The organism is Geobacillus subterraneus (assembly GCF_001618685.1).
GTDB lineage: Bacteria > Bacillota > Bacilli > Bacillales > Anoxybacillaceae > Geobacillus > Geobacillus subterraneus.
On record NZ_CP014342.1, the window covers coordinates 1 to 17,906 of the forward strand.

15 protein-coding genes and 3 pseudogenes are annotated in these 17,906 nt (G+C 48.3%); all 18 read left to right on the forward strand.

Annotated elements, in window-relative coordinates:
* Positions 1 to 12: 12 nt before the first annotated feature.
* A complete protein-coding gene (locus GS3922_RS18395) occupies positions 13 to 447 on the forward strand; it encodes a branched-chain amino acid transport system II carrier protein (protein WP_335339606.1) in 435 nt (144 codons plus the stop codon).
* A pseudogene (locus tag GS3922_RS18400) lies at positions 368 to 909 on the forward strand (branched-chain amino acid transport system II carrier protein). Before GS3922_RS18395 ends, GS3922_RS18400 begins: the two are co-directional and overlap by 80 nt.
* On the forward strand, positions 797 to 1,090 hold the full coding sequence (locus GS3922_RS18405) for a branched-chain amino acid transport system II carrier protein (RefSeq protein WP_335339607.1): 294 nt from the start codon (positions 797 to 799) through the stop codon (positions 1,088 to 1,090). The pseudogene GS3922_RS18400 and the gene GS3922_RS18405 overlap by 113 nt, the downstream one beginning before the upstream one ends.
* A complete protein-coding gene (locus GS3922_RS18410) occupies positions 1,053 to 1,256 on the forward strand; it encodes a branched-chain amino acid transport system II carrier protein (RefSeq protein ID WP_335339608.1) in 204 nt (67 codons plus the stop codon). Before GS3922_RS18405 ends, GS3922_RS18410 begins: the two co-directional genes overlap by 38 nt.
* 240 nt (positions 1,257 to 1,496) lie before the next feature.
* Entirely contained in the window at positions 1,497 to 2,870 is a 1,374-nt protein-coding gene (locus tag GS3922_RS00015) for a UDP-glucose dehydrogenase family protein (RefSeq protein WP_063164646.1), read from the forward strand.
* Positions 2,871 to 3,040: 170 nt separating this feature from the next.
* Positions 3,041 to 4,459, forward strand: a complete 1,419-nt coding sequence (locus GS3922_RS00020; protein WP_225995684.1) for an ArsR family transcriptional regulator — start codon at positions 3,041 to 3,043, stop codon at positions 4,457 to 4,459.
* Positions 4,460 to 4,615: 156 nt separating this feature from the next.
* Positions 4,616 to 5,845 carry a hydantoinase/carbamoylase family amidase gene (locus tag GS3922_RS00025; protein ID WP_063164648.1) on the forward strand — a complete coding sequence of 410 codons (1,230 nt, stop codon included), beginning with the start codon at positions 4,616 to 4,618 and terminating at the stop codon, positions 5,843 to 5,845.
* 33 nt (positions 5,846 to 5,878) lie between these two features.
* On the forward strand, positions 5,879 to 7,057 hold the full coding sequence (locus GS3922_RS00030) for a M20 family metallopeptidase (protein ID WP_063164649.1): 1,179 nt from the start codon (positions 5,879 to 5,881) through the stop codon (positions 7,055 to 7,057).
* Positions 7,058 to 7,809: 752 nt separating this feature from the next.
* The gene (locus GS3922_RS00035) at positions 7,810 to 9,360 is read left to right on the forward strand and encodes an AbgT family transporter (RefSeq protein WP_082816502.1); all 1,551 of its coding nucleotides are present in this window, start codon (positions 7,810 to 7,812) and stop codon (positions 9,358 to 9,360) included.
* Positions 9,361 to 9,993: 633 nt separating this feature from the next.
* Entirely contained in the window at positions 9,994 to 10,446 is a 453-nt protein-coding gene (locus GS3922_RS00045; protein ID WP_063164651.1) for a VanZ family protein, read from the forward strand.
* A gap of 87 nt (positions 10,447 to 10,533) precedes the next feature.
* Positions 10,534 to 10,650, forward strand: a complete 117-nt coding sequence (locus GS3922_RS18040) for a DUF3789 domain-containing protein (protein ID WP_011232702.1) — start codon at positions 10,534 to 10,536, stop codon at positions 10,648 to 10,650.
* Between the two features lie 255 nt (positions 10,651 to 10,905).
* A pseudogene (locus GS3922_RS00050) lies at positions 10,906 to 12,054 on the forward strand (IS4 family transposase).
* Positions 12,055 to 12,074: 20 nt separating this feature from the next.
* A complete protein-coding gene (locus GS3922_RS16930; RefSeq protein ID WP_143424841.1) occupies positions 12,075 to 12,548 on the forward strand; it encodes a hypothetical protein in 474 nt (157 codons plus the stop codon).
* 70 nt (positions 12,549 to 12,618) lie between these two features.
* Positions 12,619 to 13,497 carry an IS982-like element ISGsp1 family transposase gene (locus GS3922_RS00060; protein WP_063164653.1) on the forward strand — a complete coding sequence of 293 codons (879 nt, stop codon included), beginning with the start codon at positions 12,619 to 12,621 and terminating at the stop codon, positions 13,495 to 13,497.
* A 21-nt stretch (positions 13,498 to 13,518) separates the two neighbouring features.
* Positions 13,519 to 14,106, forward strand: a pseudogene (locus GS3922_RS16935) (SPASM domain-containing protein); the annotation flags it as partial.
* Positions 14,107 to 14,612: 506 nt separating this feature from the next.
* Positions 14,613 to 15,611: a LacI family DNA-binding transcriptional regulator gene (locus GS3922_RS00065; protein ID WP_063164654.1), complete on the forward strand. Its 999-nt coding sequence runs from the start codon at positions 14,613 to 14,615 to the stop codon at positions 15,609 to 15,611.
* Positions 15,612 to 15,837: 226 nt separating this feature from the next.
* The gene (locus tag GS3922_RS00070; RefSeq protein ID WP_063164655.1) at positions 15,838 to 16,647 is read left to right on the forward strand and encodes a sugar phosphate isomerase/epimerase family protein; all 810 of its coding nucleotides are present in this window, start codon (positions 15,838 to 15,840) and stop codon (positions 16,645 to 16,647) included.
* Between the two features lie 35 nt (positions 16,648 to 16,682).
* On the forward strand, positions 16,683 to 17,876 hold the full coding sequence (locus tag GS3922_RS00075) for a substrate-binding domain-containing protein (protein ID WP_063164656.1): 1,194 nt from the start codon (positions 16,683 to 16,685) through the stop codon (positions 17,874 to 17,876).
* Positions 17,877 to 17,906: the final 30 nt, after the last annotated feature.

Sequence of the window (17,906 nt, forward strand, 5' to 3'; positions counted from 1 at the left end):
GGCGCGGGGAACTTGATTTTCCCTCCGTATTTAGGGATGGAAGCAGGAACGGCCGTATGGCCGGCGGTTCTTGGATTTATCGTCACCGGTGTTGGGGCTGCCGCTGTTGTCAGTCGCGGCGGTGGCGTTCGCAAAGACGGCATCCGTTCGCTCGGCAACGCCGTTCATCCGCTGTTCAGCCTTTGCTTTTCACTCGCGGTGTATTTGGCGATCGGCCCGTTTTTCGGCATCCCGCGCGCGGCTAGCGTCGCCTATGAAATCGGAGCGAAGCCGTTTTTCCCTGAGAGCGGATCTTTGGTGATGTGGCTGTTTACCGGCCTCTTTTTTCGCCCTTGTGTACTGGCTCAGCTTAAACCCGTCGAAGCTTGTGGATCGAATCGGTCAGCTGTTGACGCCGGTGTTGCTTTCGATTGCCGTGCTTTGCCTTGCCGGTTTAATCCGGCTTGACGACCCGCAGGCGATGCCGGCTGAGAAGTACGCCTCGGCGCCGTTTGTGAAAGGGATGCTCGAAGGGTATTTAACGATGGATACGATCGCGGCCCTTGCCTTTGGCATCGTCGTCATTCATGCGCTTCGTGACCGCGGGGTGGACCGGCCGGCGTTGCAGGCAAAAGCGACGATGCAAGCCGGGTTGATCGCGGATTGGGTCTCGCGCTCGTTTATGGCGGCATTGCCATCATTGGCTCTAGAATGGCGGGTGCCGGTTCCTTTGCCAACGGAGCCGAGCTATTGTCATACGTGTCATCGCTGCTGTTTGGCAGCGGAGGGAAGTTGCTGTTGGGCGTGATCGTGGCGCTTGCCTGCTTTAACAACGGCGGTTGGTCTAGTCGCTGCTTGTGCGCAATACTTTCAAGAGCTCACCCCGACTGTTTCGTACCGAACGTATGTCATTGTATTAACCTTATTTAGCTTTTTGATGTCAAACCTCGGCTTAAATGCGTTGATCGCTGTTTCCGTTCCAGTGTTGACGATGCTGTATCCATTGGCGATCGTGCTCGTCGCCCTGTCGTTTTTTCCGCCGCTTTTACCGTGGTTCGGCGAAAGTGTACGGGATGGCGTTGCTCTTTACCGGCATGTTCAGCCTGTATGACGGTTTGAAAACGATCGGGCTGGAGACGGCATGGTTAGAACCGCTCCTCTCATGGGCGCCGCTGTTTTCAGTCGGGCTCGGCTGGGTTGTCCCTGCGCTGATTGGCGCTGCGCTTGGCTTGATGATCGATCGGCCGTCCGCAACGAAACGGAAACATGCGGCGTAAAGGGCTGACTCAAAAGGTCATGTACGCCCGGTCGGGGGAATAATATGAATATAAAATCCGTCTGATGTATATATATGGAAGAAGGGAGGATGCCTCGTTGCTTTTGGGGCATTCTCTTTTTTGTGTGGAAAATAGTTTTTTGTTCGAGCAACGGGGCGGAACCCGTGAAAACCGGCAGGCGATTCGATATAATGAGGACAAGCGACGATCGCCGCAATGGATGAAAAGGTGTGAGGAATCGTGAAGATAGCGATTGCGGGAACGGGATATGTTGGACTTGTGACCGCGGCTTGTCTGGCCGATAAAGGGCATGATGTGACATGCGTCGATGTGAACGAAGAGAAAATTCGCCTATTAAATGAAGGGATCGTCCCGATTTATGAGCCGGGGCTTGACTCGCTTATTCAGCGAAACGGCGTTCGCCTTCGCTTTACGACCAACGATGTGGAAGCGTATCAACGGGCGGAAGTGATCATGATCGCCGTCGGCACGCCGCCGCAGCCGGACGGGTCTGTGCGGCTTGATGATGTATGGGGCGCATTGCGACGCATCGCCGGGGCGGCCGAACGCGATTGCCTTGTCGTTATCAAGTCGACCGTGCCCGTCGGCACTGGCGATGAAGCCGCCCGTTTTTTGGCGGAAAACGGACGGCCGGAGGTGAAATTCGACGTCGTATCCAACCCGGAGTTTTTGTCGCAAGGAACGGCAGTGCGCGATACACTGCAGGCGCCGCGCATTGTATTGGGAGTGGATTCGGACCGGGCTGAACGGGTGATGAAGGAGCTGTACGCCCCGTTTGCCCTCCCGTACGTCGTGACGGACCGGAGAAGCGCTGAGATGATCAAGTATGCGGCCAATGTGTTTTTGGCGTTGAAAATTTCGTACATCAACGAGATCGCCAATGTATGCGAGTTGGTAGGCGCTGATATTCAGGCGGTGGCGGAAGGAATCGGCATGGATCCGCGCATCGGCCGCCGCTTTTTGCGCGCCGGCGTCGGGTATGGAGGCTCATGCCTGCCGAAAGATGCAAATGCCCTCTATTCCTTGGCGGCTTCCCACGGCTATTCGCTCAAAACGGTATGGGCGGCGATCGACGTCAATGAGAAACAAAAATGGAAACTTCTTGACAAAGCGCGTCTGCACATTGGGGATTTCCGCAACCGGACGGTCGCCGTGCTTGGCGCCGCATTCAAGCCGGGCACCGATGATGTGCGCGAGTCTCCTGCCTTGGCGAACATCGAGCGGCTCATTTCCGAAGGAGCAGTCGTGCGCGTCTGGGACCCGGCCGCCCTCGGTCATGTCTCGCGCCGTTTTGGCGATGCGGTTGTTTGTTGCGAGACGATCGAGGAAGCCATTCGCGGCGCGGATGTTTGTTTCATTTTCACCGAATGGCCGGCTGTGTTGCAATTTGACCTTCACTGCTACAAGACGCTGATGAAAACACCGCTTGTGGTGGATGGACGGAATTGCTACGACCCGAAGGCGGCCGAAGCCGCCGGCTTAATCTACGAGTCGATTGGGCGGCCGGTGGGGCATAGGCAGCTGAAAGTGGATCGGGCTGTTGACGTTCTCCAGTGCGCCTCAGCTGCCTTTTTCCGCAAACAATGCGAATAGGGATGCCGCTTAATTGTCCCGTTCGCATCGCCACGACGGCTTTTTTGTAAAAAAGGGAATAAGGCGGCCTGTCCGTTCGATGGAAGTGGGATAGTAGACATGCCGGCGGGCGCGGGGGCATCAATCGTCGTTTCAAAGAAAGAGAAGGTTAGGTTTCCAGTGGTGGCTTTATGGAAAAACGTGGGGTCGCAGTCCGCCACTTTGAAAGCGGAGACAGGCGGGGAAGAGAGCGGCTGAAGAAGCCGTCTTTTCCCGCCGCTATGAGCAGGCGGCAAAAGGAGGGATGTATCATCCGCATTCGCTTAGGTCTGTTTGGTGCGGACGATTCGCTGTCCATGATTCAGGCGGTGGCGCAAGAGTACAAAGAGCTTGTTTGCGTTCCCGTTGTGTATTGGGATGAAAGTGAAGTGATCGATTTGATCCGCCCGCTCGCGTCAGAAGTTGATATGTGGCTGTTCTCCGGACAAGTGCCGTATTCGATCGTGAAGCAGTCCGGTGAGGTCGATGCGCCGCTGTTTTATGTGCCACATATTGGTGCCAGCTTGTACCGCACACTGCTGCAGGCGCACTATACTGCGCAGATTCCGGTCAGCCGACTTAGTTTTGACACGTACGAGCGTCGCGAAATCGAACGGCTGCTGGAAGAGGCGGGTATCGAAGAGCCGATTCCATACGTCAAGCATTACGAGGGAGGCATTTCGGCCCAGGAACTGTCCGACTATCATTACACCCTTTGGAAACAAGGGAAAACGGAAGCAGCGGTCACCTGTTTGCGGACAGCCCATCTTGAACTGGAGAAACTCGGGATGCCGGTGTATCGGGTATTGCCTGCCCGCTCGGCGGTGGAAGCGGTCATCCAAACAATCATTCGCACCGGACAGATGCTGCAGGCGCAAGATGCGCAAATCGCCGTGCAAATGATTGAAGTCGATGCGATGCAGGCGGCCTCCCCAGAGACATTTTCGACCGATGACATATATCGTCTGGAGATGAAGACAACAGAAAAATTGCTACGGTATGCAAAAAAAGTCCAAGGGTCGCTCAAAAGCGCCGGACCGGGCCGCTATGTCATTTTTACGACAAGAGGTGCATTAAAAGAGATCACCGAAGGCTATAAAACGGTCCCCTCGGCGGAGGAGACGGGGCTCCTTGACGGCGAGGTCATCGCGTGCGGAATCGGCATCGGCCGAACGGCGTATGAGGCCGAAATTCAGGCTGGGAAGGCGTTTTTGCATGCGAAACAAAGCGGGCGGGGTGCGTGGATGGTGGTGTTTGATGACGGAACGATCTCGGGTCCGTTAGGAAAAAGTGTGCACCTCCGCTATTCGCTCGGCGGCGGAGAACTGCGGCAGCTGGCGGAGCGGACGGGATTAAGCGCCGCGACGCTCTGCAAATTGAAAGCCATATTGCAAAAACGCGGAACCAACGAGATCGAAGCGCATGAGTTGGCTTCTTACATGCGGATTGTGCCGCGCAGCGCCCGCCGGATTTTAAACCAATTGGAGACTGTGGGCCTTGCCGAAGTGGCCGGGGAGACCAACCCGTATCCGCGCGGGCGTCCGCGCAAAGTATACCGCATTTTCTTATAATTGCTCGATCAGCTTCTGCCTTTAGCGTCAGGCAGAAGTTTTTTGTTGTCTTGAAGGTGTTTTTATTATTTGTATTATTTGAAAATTAACTCTGTTTCCGTTATAATTAAGGACATATCCGAAAATTATCCGTAATTAAGGTGAGGGGAGGATAGCTTGATTCAAGGGGAACGTCTTTGGCAGCGGCTCATGGAACTAGGGGAGGTCGGCAAGAAACCAAGCGGCGGCGTCACGCGCCTCTCGTTCACTGCTGAAGAGCGGAGGGCCAAAGATTTCGTCGCTTCCTACATGCGCGAAGCGGGGCTCTCTGTATATGAAGATGCGGCTGGCAACTTGATCGGACGGAAAGAAGGAGCGAATCCGGATGCCCCGGTCGTCCTTGTTGGATCTCATCTCGATTCGGTTTACAACGGCGGTTGCTTTGATGGACCGCTCGGGGTGTTGGCCGGCGTGGAAGTCGTTCAGGCGATGAACGAGCACGGGGTTGTGACGCACCATCCAATTGAAGTCGTGGCATTTACGGACGAAGAAGGAGCGCGCTTTCGTTTCGGCACGATCGGCAGCCGCGCGATGGCCGGGATGCTGCCGCAGGAAGCGCTCGAGCGCCGCGACGCGGAAGGGATTTCCCTCGCTGAAGCGATGAAACAGGCGGGGCTTGACCCGGACCGCTTGCCGCAGGCAGCGCGAAAGCCAGGAACGGTGAAAGCTTATGTCGAACTGCACATCGAACAAGGACGGGTGCTGGAGGAGGCTGGTCTTCCAGTTGGCCTCGTCACTGGCATCGCCGGTCTGATTTGGGTGAAATTTACCATCGAAGGAAAGGCAGAACATGCCGGCGCCACGCCGATGTCATTGCGGCGCGACCCGATGGCCGCCGCCGCGCAAATTATTGCGATCATTGAAGAGGAAGCAAGACGAACAGGAACAACGGTCGGTACTGTAGGACAGTTGCATGTCTATCCGGGCGGTATTAATGTCATTCCGGAACGGGTCGAATTTGTGCTCGATTTGCGTGACTTGAAGGCTGATGTGCGCGATCAAGTATGGAATGCCATAGCCGCGCGGGCAGAGACGATCGCCAAGGAGCGGAACGTTCGCCTCACAACCGAGCGTCTGCAAGAGATGCCGCCGGTGCTATGTTCCGATGAGGTGAAGCGCGCGGCGGAGGCGGCGTGCCGAAAGCTTGGCTATTTGCCGTTTTGGCTGCCGAGCGGTGCAGGCCATGACGGCGTACAGTTGGCTTCGATTTGCCCGATCGGCATGATCTTTGTCCGCTCCCAAGATGGGGTGAGCCATAGTCCGGCGGAATGGAGCACTAAAGAAGACTGCGCTGCTGGTGCAGAGGTGCTTTATCATACGGTGTGGCAACTGGCCCAACGGGAATAACGAAAAAGACAAACGAACAGGGGGAGACTATGGATGACAAAGGAAGAAATCAAACGGCTCGTCGATGAAGTGAAACAGGAGGTCATCGCCTGGCGCCGCCACTTGCACGCCCATCCCGAATTGTCGTTCCAGGAAGAGAAAACGGCGCAGTTTGTGTACGAGACGCTGCAATCGTTCGGCCACCTTGAGCTTTCGCGGCCGACGAAAACGAGCGTGATGGCGCGCCTTGTCGGCCCAAAGCCAGGCCGGGTCGTCGCCATTCGCGCCGATATGGACGCGTTGCCGATTCAAGAAGAAAACACATTTAAGTTTGCTTCCAAAAACCCAGGCGTCATGCATGCGTGCGGGCATGACGGCCATACGGCGATGCTGTTGGGGACGGCGAAAATTTTTGCCCAGCTTCGTGATCACATTCATGGTGAGATTCGCTTTTTGTTCCAACACGCGGAAGAACTGTTCCCCGGCGGAGCGGAAGAGATGGTGCAAGCTGGCGTCATGGACGGGGTGGACGTCGTCATCGGCACCCACCTTTGGTCGCCGCTTGAGCGCGGAAAAATCGGCATTGTGTATGGGCCGATGATGGCCGCACCGGACCGCTTTTTCATCCGCATCATCGGCAAAGGCGGCCATGGGGCGATGCCGCATCAAACGATCGATGCCATCGCCATCGGGGCGCAAGTGGTGACGAACTTGCAGCACATCGTCTCGCGCTATGTCGACCCGCTCGAGCCGCTTGTTCTGTCCGTGACACAATTTGTGGCGGGTACGGCCCATAATGTCCTGCCAGGGGAAGTCGAAATTCAAGGGACAGTGCGCACGTTCGACGCCGAGCTGCGCCAGACGGTCCCGCAATGGATGGAGCGCATTGTCAAAGGGATCACCGAAGCGCACGGCGCCTCGTATGAGTTTCAATTTGACTACGGATACCGCCCGGTCATTAACTACGATGAAGTGACCCACGTCATCGAAGAAACGGCGCGCGAGCTGTTCGGCGAAGAGGCAGTGGCCCGCTTGAAACCGAACATGGGCGGCGAAGATTTCTCCGCCTTTTTGCAAAAAGCGCCCGGCAGCTTTTTCTACGTGGGCGCGGGCAATGTAGAAAAAGGCATCGTGTACCCGCACCACCACCCGCGCTTTACGATTGACGAAGACGCGCTTGAGATCGGCGTGCAAATGTTTGTCGCCGCGACGTTGAAACTGTTGGCAAGCTGAACATGGAGAAGAGCAATGCTGGTATGGGCGCGCTTTCGTCTTCATGCTTGTTGTATAAGGAGATGAGGCACAGTAGATCGAATGAGTGTGGAGCTTGAATGGAGCGTGCATATTTACTAGCGGCACCGCGTCGGAGTGCATTTGTTTGAATGGGGCGTGCGTTTTGTTTGCCAATATATCTATAGAAGGCCGGTGAAAAACAGCTGGTTTCGCCGAGCCCGTTGCTTTCGGCTGAAAGAGAAAAGTTGATTTTACAGGATTTCTCAATTTGAGAAGAGGCTCTGTTTTCCGCAATTTTTCACTAAATCACCAGTCCTATAGAACGCCCGGTATGAACTAACTGGTGGGATAAAAAACTATGTGCACCGAGCACTCGACCGACAAGTTCGAGATGATGCGAAAGCGACTCGACGCCATCGGGTGCTCGGTCTATCAAGCATACGGTATGATTATGACCGGAAAGGAAGGTTCTGTACGAGAGAAAGGAGCGTAACGAACGCTATCGGTTTCTCTCTTTTGGAGAACGGCTGACAATAAAATAGATTGATAATTCAGTGAATATAACCAGAACAAATGGGCGACCAACCAATAGACGTTCGTACTCGCCTTTTATTGCCTTTCTTCTATGCTGTTATGGCGAGAAAAGCACAGAGAGGGGAATGACGGACGATCGATTTTGCGGTTCATTTTTTCGTTTATCGTCCGTTGCCGATTTCAATCATTGCTGATATGAATGGAAAGGAGAATGTGAAATGGCTGCGCCGAATGTGAATATTCCTACTCCTGAAACGCCGCCGCGCGGGTTTTTTAGCCGGATGCTTAATATAATTGAAAAATACGGAAACCGACTTCCGGATCCTGTGACTTTGTTTGTTGTTTTGTCGATCGCGATTCTTATTGCTTCTGCTATTGCGGCGGCAGCCGGTCTTTCTGCTGTCAACCCATCAACGAATGAAACGATTCAGGCGGTCAACTTGTTGTCGAGTGAGGGATTGGTCAAAATTTTAACAGGCATGGTGACGAACTTTGCTCAATTTCCTCCTTTAGGACTTGTATTGGTCGTCATGATTGGTGTGGGGCTGGCTGAAGCGACCGGGCTTATTCAAGCTCTGATGAGGCGGGCGTTGGCCAGTACTCCTCCGAGATACGTGATTCCGACGGTCATTTTCATTGGCATGTTAGGGAATATGGCAGGGGATGCCGCTTTTGTCGTTTTGCCTCCTATTGCGGCCTTATTACTGATGGGGATAGGGTTCAACCCATTGGCGGGTTTGATTATGGCTTATGCCTCAATAGCCGGCGGGTTTGCGGCTAACTTGATTGTCAACATGCTGGATGTTTTAGTCGCTGGTTTTACAGAAGTAGGCGCTCAAGTGATGGATCCTAGTTATAAAGCGAATCCAGCAATGAACTGGTACTTTCTTGCGGCTTCATTTGTTGTACTTGTCATTGTAGCCACTGTTGTCACGAACAAAATCACAATTCCTCGTTTAGGAAAATACGAAGGCGATGTTCAAAAGATGGATCCGTTAACGGATGATGAAAAGAAAGGATTGCGTTGGGCAGGTTGGTCTGCTCTTGTTTACATTGCGATTTTGCTGGTGCTCGCCCTCCCCAGTGATGCGATTTTACGAAATCCAGAAACAGGATCTTTGGTAAGCGGCTCTCCCTTGATGAATGGACTCGTTCCGATTATTATGTTTTTGTTCCTAATTCCAGCCTTGTTTTATGGAATGGGGGCCAAAACAGTTCGTTCGGATAAAGATGTGGCAAAAATGATCGGGGATGCTCTAGCGACAATGGGTCCTTATATTCTTCTGGCGTTTGTCGCCGCTCAGATGATTGCATATTTCAACTGGAGCAATTTAGGTCCTATTATTGCTATTAAAGGGGCGGAGTTTCTCCAGTCGATCGGGTTGACAGGCATCGGTCTAGTGGTGGGATTTGTGATCATCGCTGCCTTGATTAACTTGTTAGTGGCCAGTTCTTCAGCTAAGTGGGCGATTTTAGCACCGGTCTTTGTACCTATGTTTATGGTGTTAGGATATGACCCAGCTTTTACGCAGATAGCCTACCGAATCGGTGATTCCATCACAAATCCGATCACTCCAATGCTTCCTTACTTTGCAATTTTATTGTCGTTTGCCAAAATGTATAATCCGAGAGTAGGGATGGGGACGTTAATGGCTTCGTTGTTGCCATATACGATTTTCTTTGCCCTGGCTTGGATTGCGATTTTGGTGGTTTGGTTTTTCCTGGGTTGGCCGTTAGGGCCGAATGGGCCGATTTTCCTTCCGTCTTAAGCGCTGTGAAAAAGAGTTCGTCTTCGTAAACAGGGAGCATGTAGAGGAATGGAATGAAAGAAACCTGCAGCAAGAAAATAGGTGTTTCCTTCACAGCTTGTCAAAGTTTTGTGTCAAAACTGTTGTGTCCGTACACGATGAAAAAGAAAGAAGATTTAGTTAGCTGCCAAATAGCCCTCTTTAGGAGGGGTTTGGCATTTTTTATGCACCGTGACGAAATGGGGGTTTTTGGACTCGATATAGTGTGCAAACTGTTTTTGTTTGGAAGGGATTTGAACTTTGGATCGCACGTGGATAGCCTGGTGGACAGCTTGCCGTAGGGCGGGTGTTCCCAGAAATATCACCATCTCAAAGCGCAGGCGCAGATGGGGGAGTGTTCCACATGTGGTGTGGTAACTGGTCCGAGGGGATAACGAAAAAGATAAACAAAGGGGAACGGAGAAAAGAAGTCTTCTTTCCAGCCTGTGAGCGAACGATTTTCAAGCAATGATGAAGCAACTTTCAAAAAAGAAAATGGAAAAATATCACCATCCCTGTTATGATGATAAAGAGTTCAGCGAACAAGGTGTCTACTTTCGTTTGTTGTGTAGGTACCTTGTTTTGTTGGGAAAAAGGTTGTTGGCAGGTGGAACGATGAGAGATTTCCTTTCCCGCTGGGTCCCCGTCATTCTCTGGTGCCTCGTCATTTACAGCTTCAGCGAGTCTTCCTGGTTTACTGGGGCGAATACGGCGCATGTGCTGCAGGTGATTTTATCGTACTTGCCGTTTGGCAGTGGGGATGAAGAGGGGTCGTCATTTTTGAATTTTTTGATCCGCAAAGCGGCGCATTTGACCGAATTTGGCATTTTGGCCGCGCTTGTATGGCGGGCGCTGTCGCCCAAGCGGTTTGCGTATGCGGGCGCTTGGCTGTTTGCGACCGTGTATGCGGCAACCGATGAGTGGCACCAGTCGTTTGAGCCGGGGCGGACGGCGACGCCAAAAGATGTGGCGATTGATTCATGTGGGGCGCTCCTCGCGCTTTTGATCGTCTTTGTTTGCCGCCATTGGTTAAGGACAAAGCATCGGGCGGTCAAACGCGGCGTATAATAGAACAGAGCTCTCTCAACGTATAGGCCTAAATGCAAACGGAAAGAATGGCCAATAACGAGTTTGCGAGAGAAGGGAGAGAGGGCCATGGTCGCGTTTATCGCGGGAATGTTTGTCGGTTCATTCGTGATGCTTGTTATCATGAGCATGATGGCGGTGGCGAAACGGGCGGATGAAGCAAGCGAACGGTGGAGGGAAAAGTGAGAAGTCCCTTGCGGCAGGCAAGGGATTTTTTGTGAAAATGCTGTGCGATCATGTTTACGTCAGCTTGCAAAAAAGGCCGCACATTGTTTGAGGACCGCCGTGAAAGACCGACGAAGTACAACGGATTCGAAAAGTTGAAGGGGATAAAATTACAGGCGTGTTGATTATCCAATAAAATCCAAAGGGTATAGAAAAAAGAGCACCTTTCCTGTAGAATGTGAGTAGCGACACAAACAAACCCAGGAGGTGCTCTCTATGAACAAGCATACCACACTCCCGAATTTGATGCAAAAACTTGTTTCGGATGAAGAGATTCAACTGATTGCCGAAGCGGTTGGGTATCGTGATTCGTCTCGAACCTTTACGTTGCGCGAGTGGATTCACTTCTTCCTGCTGGCCGCCATGCATCAATGGAAAAGCTTTCGCCACGGAGCCGATGTGGGGCCTCTGTATGGATTGCCGCGATTCCATTATTCCACAGTATCCAAGAAAGCGAAAGAAGTTCCCTATGACATCATGAAACGCTTGTTGGCGTTGATCATTTCCAAGTGCAACCGCCAAACCCGCCGTTCGCTTCGGTTTCCCAAACCGCTTCGGGTGGTGGATTCGACGACCGTCACGGTCGGGAAAAACCGCCTGCCATGGGCGCCGTATCACGGCGAACGCGCCGGAGTGAAGCTGCACGTCGCGTATTCGCCGGAATCCTCGTTGCCGGCAGACGTGGTGGAAACCATCGGACTGCGTCATGATGGCCCGGTGGGAGAACAGTTGACGAACGCTCAACAAGTGCTGGTGGAAGACCGGGCGTATTTCAAAATCGAACGCCTCGATCGATTTGTGGAGCAGCATCAGCTCTTTGTCATTCGGATGAAGGACAACATCGAACTTCATCAGAAAAAAAGCTTGAAACGCCTTTCCAGCACATCCTCATCGGTTCAAGCCGACTTCACGTGCCAGTTGGGGACGAAACAATGCCGCTCCACCAAGCGTCACCGGGTGGTGATCTTTCGAGATGCGAATGGCCGCGACATTCGGGTCGTGACGAACCTCTTCCATGCGTCTGCGGAAACCATTGCCGACATGTACCAACAACGTTGAACTGTTGAGGTCTTTTTCCGTTGGGTGAAGCAATATTGGGTGAAGCAATATCTGAATGTCCCGACCTTGTTTGGCACGACGGAAAATGCGGTATACAACCAACTGTTTGCGGCGTTCATCGCGTATGTGTTGCTGCGATGGCTGTATGATCAAACCAAAAAACAGACGAACGTCTCTCTTTCCTTCATTTCGTTCGTTCGCCGTTTTTTCTCTGGGCAGCTTCCTCTCGATTGGAAATCCGGGATGGCCGCTGCTTTGTTTGAGTATGCCCAAATTTATGGAAGACGTATGTCTAATTTTGGATAATCAACACTCGTGATCAAGGAATGATCTTATTAGCTGTATACGCCATTTCAGTTTTCTCTTCTTCGTATGTCGGAAGAAGTTTGGAAAGAAAAATATTCGAAGAGGAGAAACGCTTATTTGGCGGTATGGTGAAAATTAGTATAGCTGGGAATTTAGCGAAACTTATAGGATTTGGAGTAGGGGCTATCATTTTCAGTATTCCTTTAAGTATATACATTTTCTTATCATTCATTTTGTTTTTAGTCATGGCAAGTGTAAATGTTGAACACGGTTTTTCATATAGCAAGGCTTCTATTGCCGGTAAAAAGAAAGTAAATAGTTTATTTTTGTTACTATTTGTTGGGCTTATATCATCCATTCCCATTCTATGGATACCATCTTTAGTAGAAAGATTTAATGAGGCAGGCATGATCAAGTTATCTTTTATTCCATTTGTATTACCGGGAACAATGAACATTTTACCCGTGGTGCTAGATAAACTTGATCAAGCATAAAAATAGCCCTTGCTGGCGGATCTCCAGTAGAATGAAAGTGTCACCCAACATTCGAAAGGAGAGATCCCCCATGCAAGAGCACTTTCATTTTACTACAGATCCAGCCAAACTTCAAAAACAATATGCCGCTATTTTCTGTTTTGTTTCTGCCCAACTGTCGTTGATTCAAATGGATCTTCATCGCCGCAACCGTCACTTGGTCAAGCAAGAAGACGAAGTGGTCATGGCGGTTCACCTTTTGGGGAAGCTGCTGGGCTTTTCTTCCGAACGAGCCTGGCATCGTTTTGTCACGGGAAATTTGTTCACAAACGGCTCGTTTCTTGAACGCTCCCGATACAACCGCCGCTGCCGGGCGCTTGGTTTCGCCATCAAATGGATCCGTCATGAGCTGGCGAAACGTGGCCAACACCATGCTTATGCGGTCGTCGACAGCTTGCCTCTTCCGTTGTGCCATCCCGTGAGAATGCAGCGCGTCAAGCGATTTCGAGGGATCGCAGATATGGGGTATTGTGCTTCCAAAAAGCAATGGTACTACGGTTTCAAGCTGCATCTTCAAGTGACCAATCAAGGGCTGGCCATGGGCTATGTCGTGACGGAAGCGTCCTGCCACGACGTCAAAGCCGCTGAAACGGTGATGACTCAAATCCCTCATCCCTACAACTTTGGGGACAAAGGGTACATCAGCCACGCTCTTCGAGAAAAGCTGTACGAAGAACACCAAGCCGCGTTCTGGACACCGTCTCGACACCATCAAAAGCACGGCCCATCCAAGGCATGGGAAGAATGGATCAGGAAAAAACGCAAAGTCATCGAGACGGTGTTTTCGATTCTCGTAGACCAATACCGGATCACCGACATTCGAGCGAATTCCATGGCCGGGTTTGAAGTGGCACTCGATGGCATCTTGTTGGCTTATTCCTTGGTCACACTAGGGCTGGTTGAGCGCTGACACTCAACTAGCACCACGGGTATTCGCATTAATTTTGATGAAGACAATCTTTCACACATTCCGCGTTTTTTAGAAGAGTTAGCTGGTTATTTTGCGGGAGATTCGCGCTTTCAAATTTTTTGTCGCCCTGTTGGAAAATGGGGTGGAGCGAACGATGAAGATTTGCTGATATGCGACCATCGTACAGCAGAAACAAAAATATGGGAGTTTACGGAAATTGGCATTAATCGTGGGTTAAATATGAGTTCGATCATTGAGTCGATGTTAATGCCTACTGGGGCAGTTTGTTATGCAGCTAAGCCACATTCGTTTGTCATTGGCGCCAATGGTCAAGTGTATAAATGTACTTGTTTCCTTCATGAGGAATATAACCATGTTGGATGGCTTCATGCTGATGGAACAATGGAAGTTGATTTCGATAAATTAGCTTTATGGGTCACGTCAGGAGAAGAACAAGATGAACATTGCCAAGCTTGTTTTTTTCGTCCAGCATGCCAAGGGAATCATTGTCCAATGTATCGCATACGTAAAGGAAAACGTCCTTGCCCTTATGAAAAACGGAAAATTAAACAAGTGTTGCGCTTAATTTATGCCAACAATCTAAGATAAAGTAACAGTGGTGTGATGATTTAGGGCGATATAAAACATTTTAATGCTTGACGAGAGTAGCGTAACGTGTAAAAAACATTTCACAACAATGGGAGGAGGTGAATGATATGCGGATTTTACGTCCAGCTGTATCTCCAGTCATAGCGTCTAACTCAGGAAGACTTTCTAAATCTGTTCCGGGCAATTTAAAATAATATCATTTAAACTTAGTATAATTTCTATCACTTGATAATTTATACATTCATAGAGAATGGAAAAATGGATTTGTCAAACTATCTCTTTTCCTGAAAGATGAGTAATTGGTGTTTTGCTAATAAAATGAAAGAGGGGCTCAATCCCAAAAGTTTGGGTGGCAGCCCCTTAAATGTCATTATTTGAGGTCGAAATATGTTAAAAATGATGGTCACGCAGATTGAAAAAATAAAAAAATAAAAAAAAATAGTTGCAATTGAAAATGTAATCGATTACAATAATTTCAGGACAAACATAAAGAATGGAGATAGGTAATGGTAAGGATTAGCGATGTAGCAAAATTAGCCAACGTTTCTACCGCCACTGTTTCCAGAGTTCTAAGCAATTCTGGAAACGTGAAAAAAGAAACGACAGAAAAAGTACTGGAAGCAATACGAAAACTTAATTATCAGCCGAACATGTTAGCAAGACAACTAAGAAAATTAGAAACAAAAACAATACTTGTTGTAGTGCCAGATATTACGAACACGTTTTTCTCAAAGGTATTGAGAGGAATAGAACATGTGGCAATTGAAAACGATTACGAAGTCCTTCTTGGGGACACTGGTAATAATATAGAGCGCGAAAGTGGGTATTTAAATATATTGCGCCAGAGAAAAGCAGATGGAATGATTCTGCTGACGGCAAGGCTTGAATCACACGTATTAGAAGAGATTGCTAGTGAATTTCCTGTTGTTCTTGCGTGTGAGTACTTGGAAGGATCTACAATTCCAACTGTTTCCATAGATAATATTAGCAGCGCAAGAAAAGCTACAGAATACTTAATCCATTTAGGGCATCGAAGAATTGGTTTTATATCCGGACCTCTAAATGTTATATTGAGCCGCGATCGATTAAAAGGATTTCGGCAAGCTATGGCGCAACATGGTATTCCAGTAGAATCATTTTTAGTGCAAGAGGGCGATTTTTCTTTTGAAAGCGGTTATAACATGATGATGAAATTTTTAGCACTTGACCAGCCTCCGACAGCCGTTTTCGCTTCTAACGACGAAATGGCTATCGGGGCGATAAAAGCAATCAAATCCAAGGGGTTGCGTGTGCCTGATGATATTTCGGTTGTTGGATTTGATGATATACAGTTTGCATCGATCTACGAACCAGCGCTAACCACAATTTCACAGCCGATGTTTGAAATAGGCAAAAAAGCGATGGAGTTATTAATAAAGCTCATTAATAAAGATGAATTAGAAAAGAGTCAATATATATTAGAGGATCAACTCGTTATTCGTGAGACTTGTAAAAAATACACGTGAAAATGATACTTCTTTCAAAAAAATGTAATGGATTACATTTAAAATGTTTTATAAATAAAAAATTTTATTTCCGGTTTATGCATGAAAAAGGTTTATTTAGATTTCTACTTTGACTATAATAATAAAACATTAAATATAATCGATTACATTAATTGGAGGTGATGAAATTCTGCAAATGAAGATGTTATGTTGCTAAATAATAAAAAAATTGAATGGAGGGAGAAAAATGAAGTTAGGCTATCAAACTAATACTTGGGGAGGCGTAGTTGGTCATCCTGCAGGAGTTACGTCCGTTAAGGATCTTTACTACCTCGCAAATGGCTCAACAGAGGAAGCATTAAAAGATATTGCTGCATCCGGATATAAAGGGTTTGAAATCTTTGATGGAAATCTCATGCAGTATATAGATAATAAGGAAGAGTTTAAAGCATTAATGGATCAATATTCTTTAGACTTTATAGCAGTTTATTCAGGTGGAAATTTTATTTTTCCAGATGTTTTAGAGGAAGAATTATTAAAAATTGAAAAAGTAGCTGCTTTTGCTTCTGAATTAGGTGCAAAACATCTAGTTGTTGGGGGTGGGGCAATTCGAACGAATGGCATTTTGGAAAACGATTACGTAGATTTAGGTCGTGCCCTTGATAAAGTTGTAGCGATTGCAGAAAAATATGATTTAATTCCAAGCTATCATCCTCATTTAGGAACAATAGTCGAGTCCCCTGAACAATTAGATAAGTTAATGGCATTAACGTCTATTAATCTATGTCCTGATACTGCACATATAGAGGCGGGAGGTGGTAATCCGGTCGATGTTATAAAAAAATACGCTTCTCGGATTAAATACGTTCATTTTAAAGATTACGACAATGGAGAATTTTTACCATTAGGGAAAGGTCATCAAAATTTTGCTGAAATGATGAAAGCATTAGAAGAATTTCATTATGACGGATGGATTACTGTAGAATTAGACAGCTATCCAGATCCAAAAAAAGGTGCGGAAATTAGCCGGGACTTTTTAAAGAGTTTGGGTCTCTAAAATAGGCTAGTATTTCAAGAAAAGGGGATGGGTATATGAGAAAAATTTTCATGATGTTAGTAACGGTTCTTTTTATTAGTATCCTTGTGCTTACTGGGTGTAATCAAAAAGAAAGTGATTCAAATTCTTCTGATGGGTCATCAGAAACAGGGAATACAGAAACTACAGAGGTAGCAGAAAATACTGCTTCAGGGCCAATTACAATTAATCCAGATATCTCCGGTGATCAAGAAATCTTAAGTAAAGGTCCGCATGGAGAAACAGCTGTTTCAGCAAAAACGTTACAACTAACTGAAGAGGAAGTTAACAAAATTAAAGAAGGGAACTATAAAGCGGCAATTGTTATGCATTATGCAGGTAATGACTGGTCAACGGCTCAAATTGATGGTCTAAAAGCAGCGTTTAAAAGAATGGGTATTGAGGTAGTAGCGGTGACCGATGCCAATTTTAAGGCGGAAAAACAAGTTTCAGATATTGAAACCGTACTGGCAAAGGATCCTGATATTATAGTAAGTATTCCGGTTGACCCTGTTTCTACCGCTAGCGCATACAAAAAAGCGGCGGACGCAGGTGTGAAGTTAGTATTTATGGATAATGCTCCACAAGGATTAGAAGCAGGTAAAGATTATGTGAGTGTTGTCTCGGCAGATAACTATGGAAATGGTGTTGTGGCCGCAGAAATTATGGCAGAAAAGCTTGGTGGAAAAGGGAAAGTTGGTGTTATTTTCCATGATGCAGACTTCTTCGTAACCAAACAGAGAACAGAGGCGTTTGAAAAGACGATAAAAGAAAAGTATCCAGATATTAAAATTGTAGCGCGAGGTGGTATTACAGCCCCTAATGATGGTGAGAAAGTAGCTTCTGGTATGTTAACGAAACATCCGGATTTAGATGGTATTTTTGTAGTTTGGGACGTACCTGCCGAAGGTGCATTAGCAGCTGCACGTACAGCAGGACGTGATGATTTAGTTATTACAACAATTGATTTAGGGACAAATGTTGCATTAGAAATCGCTTCTGGTGGTATTGTGAAAGGACTAGGGGCACAGTTACCGTATGACCAAGGGATCGCAGAGGCGATTTTAGCTGGTTATGCTTTGCTTGGGAAACAGGCTCCAGCTTATGTGGCGGTTCCAGCATTAAAAGTGACAGAAGAAAATGTGCTGGATGCATGGAAGCTTGTCTATCATAAAGATGCTCCTGAATCTATTCAAAATGCAGCAAAATAATTTTTTGAGATTAATAGGGAGGTTACAAAT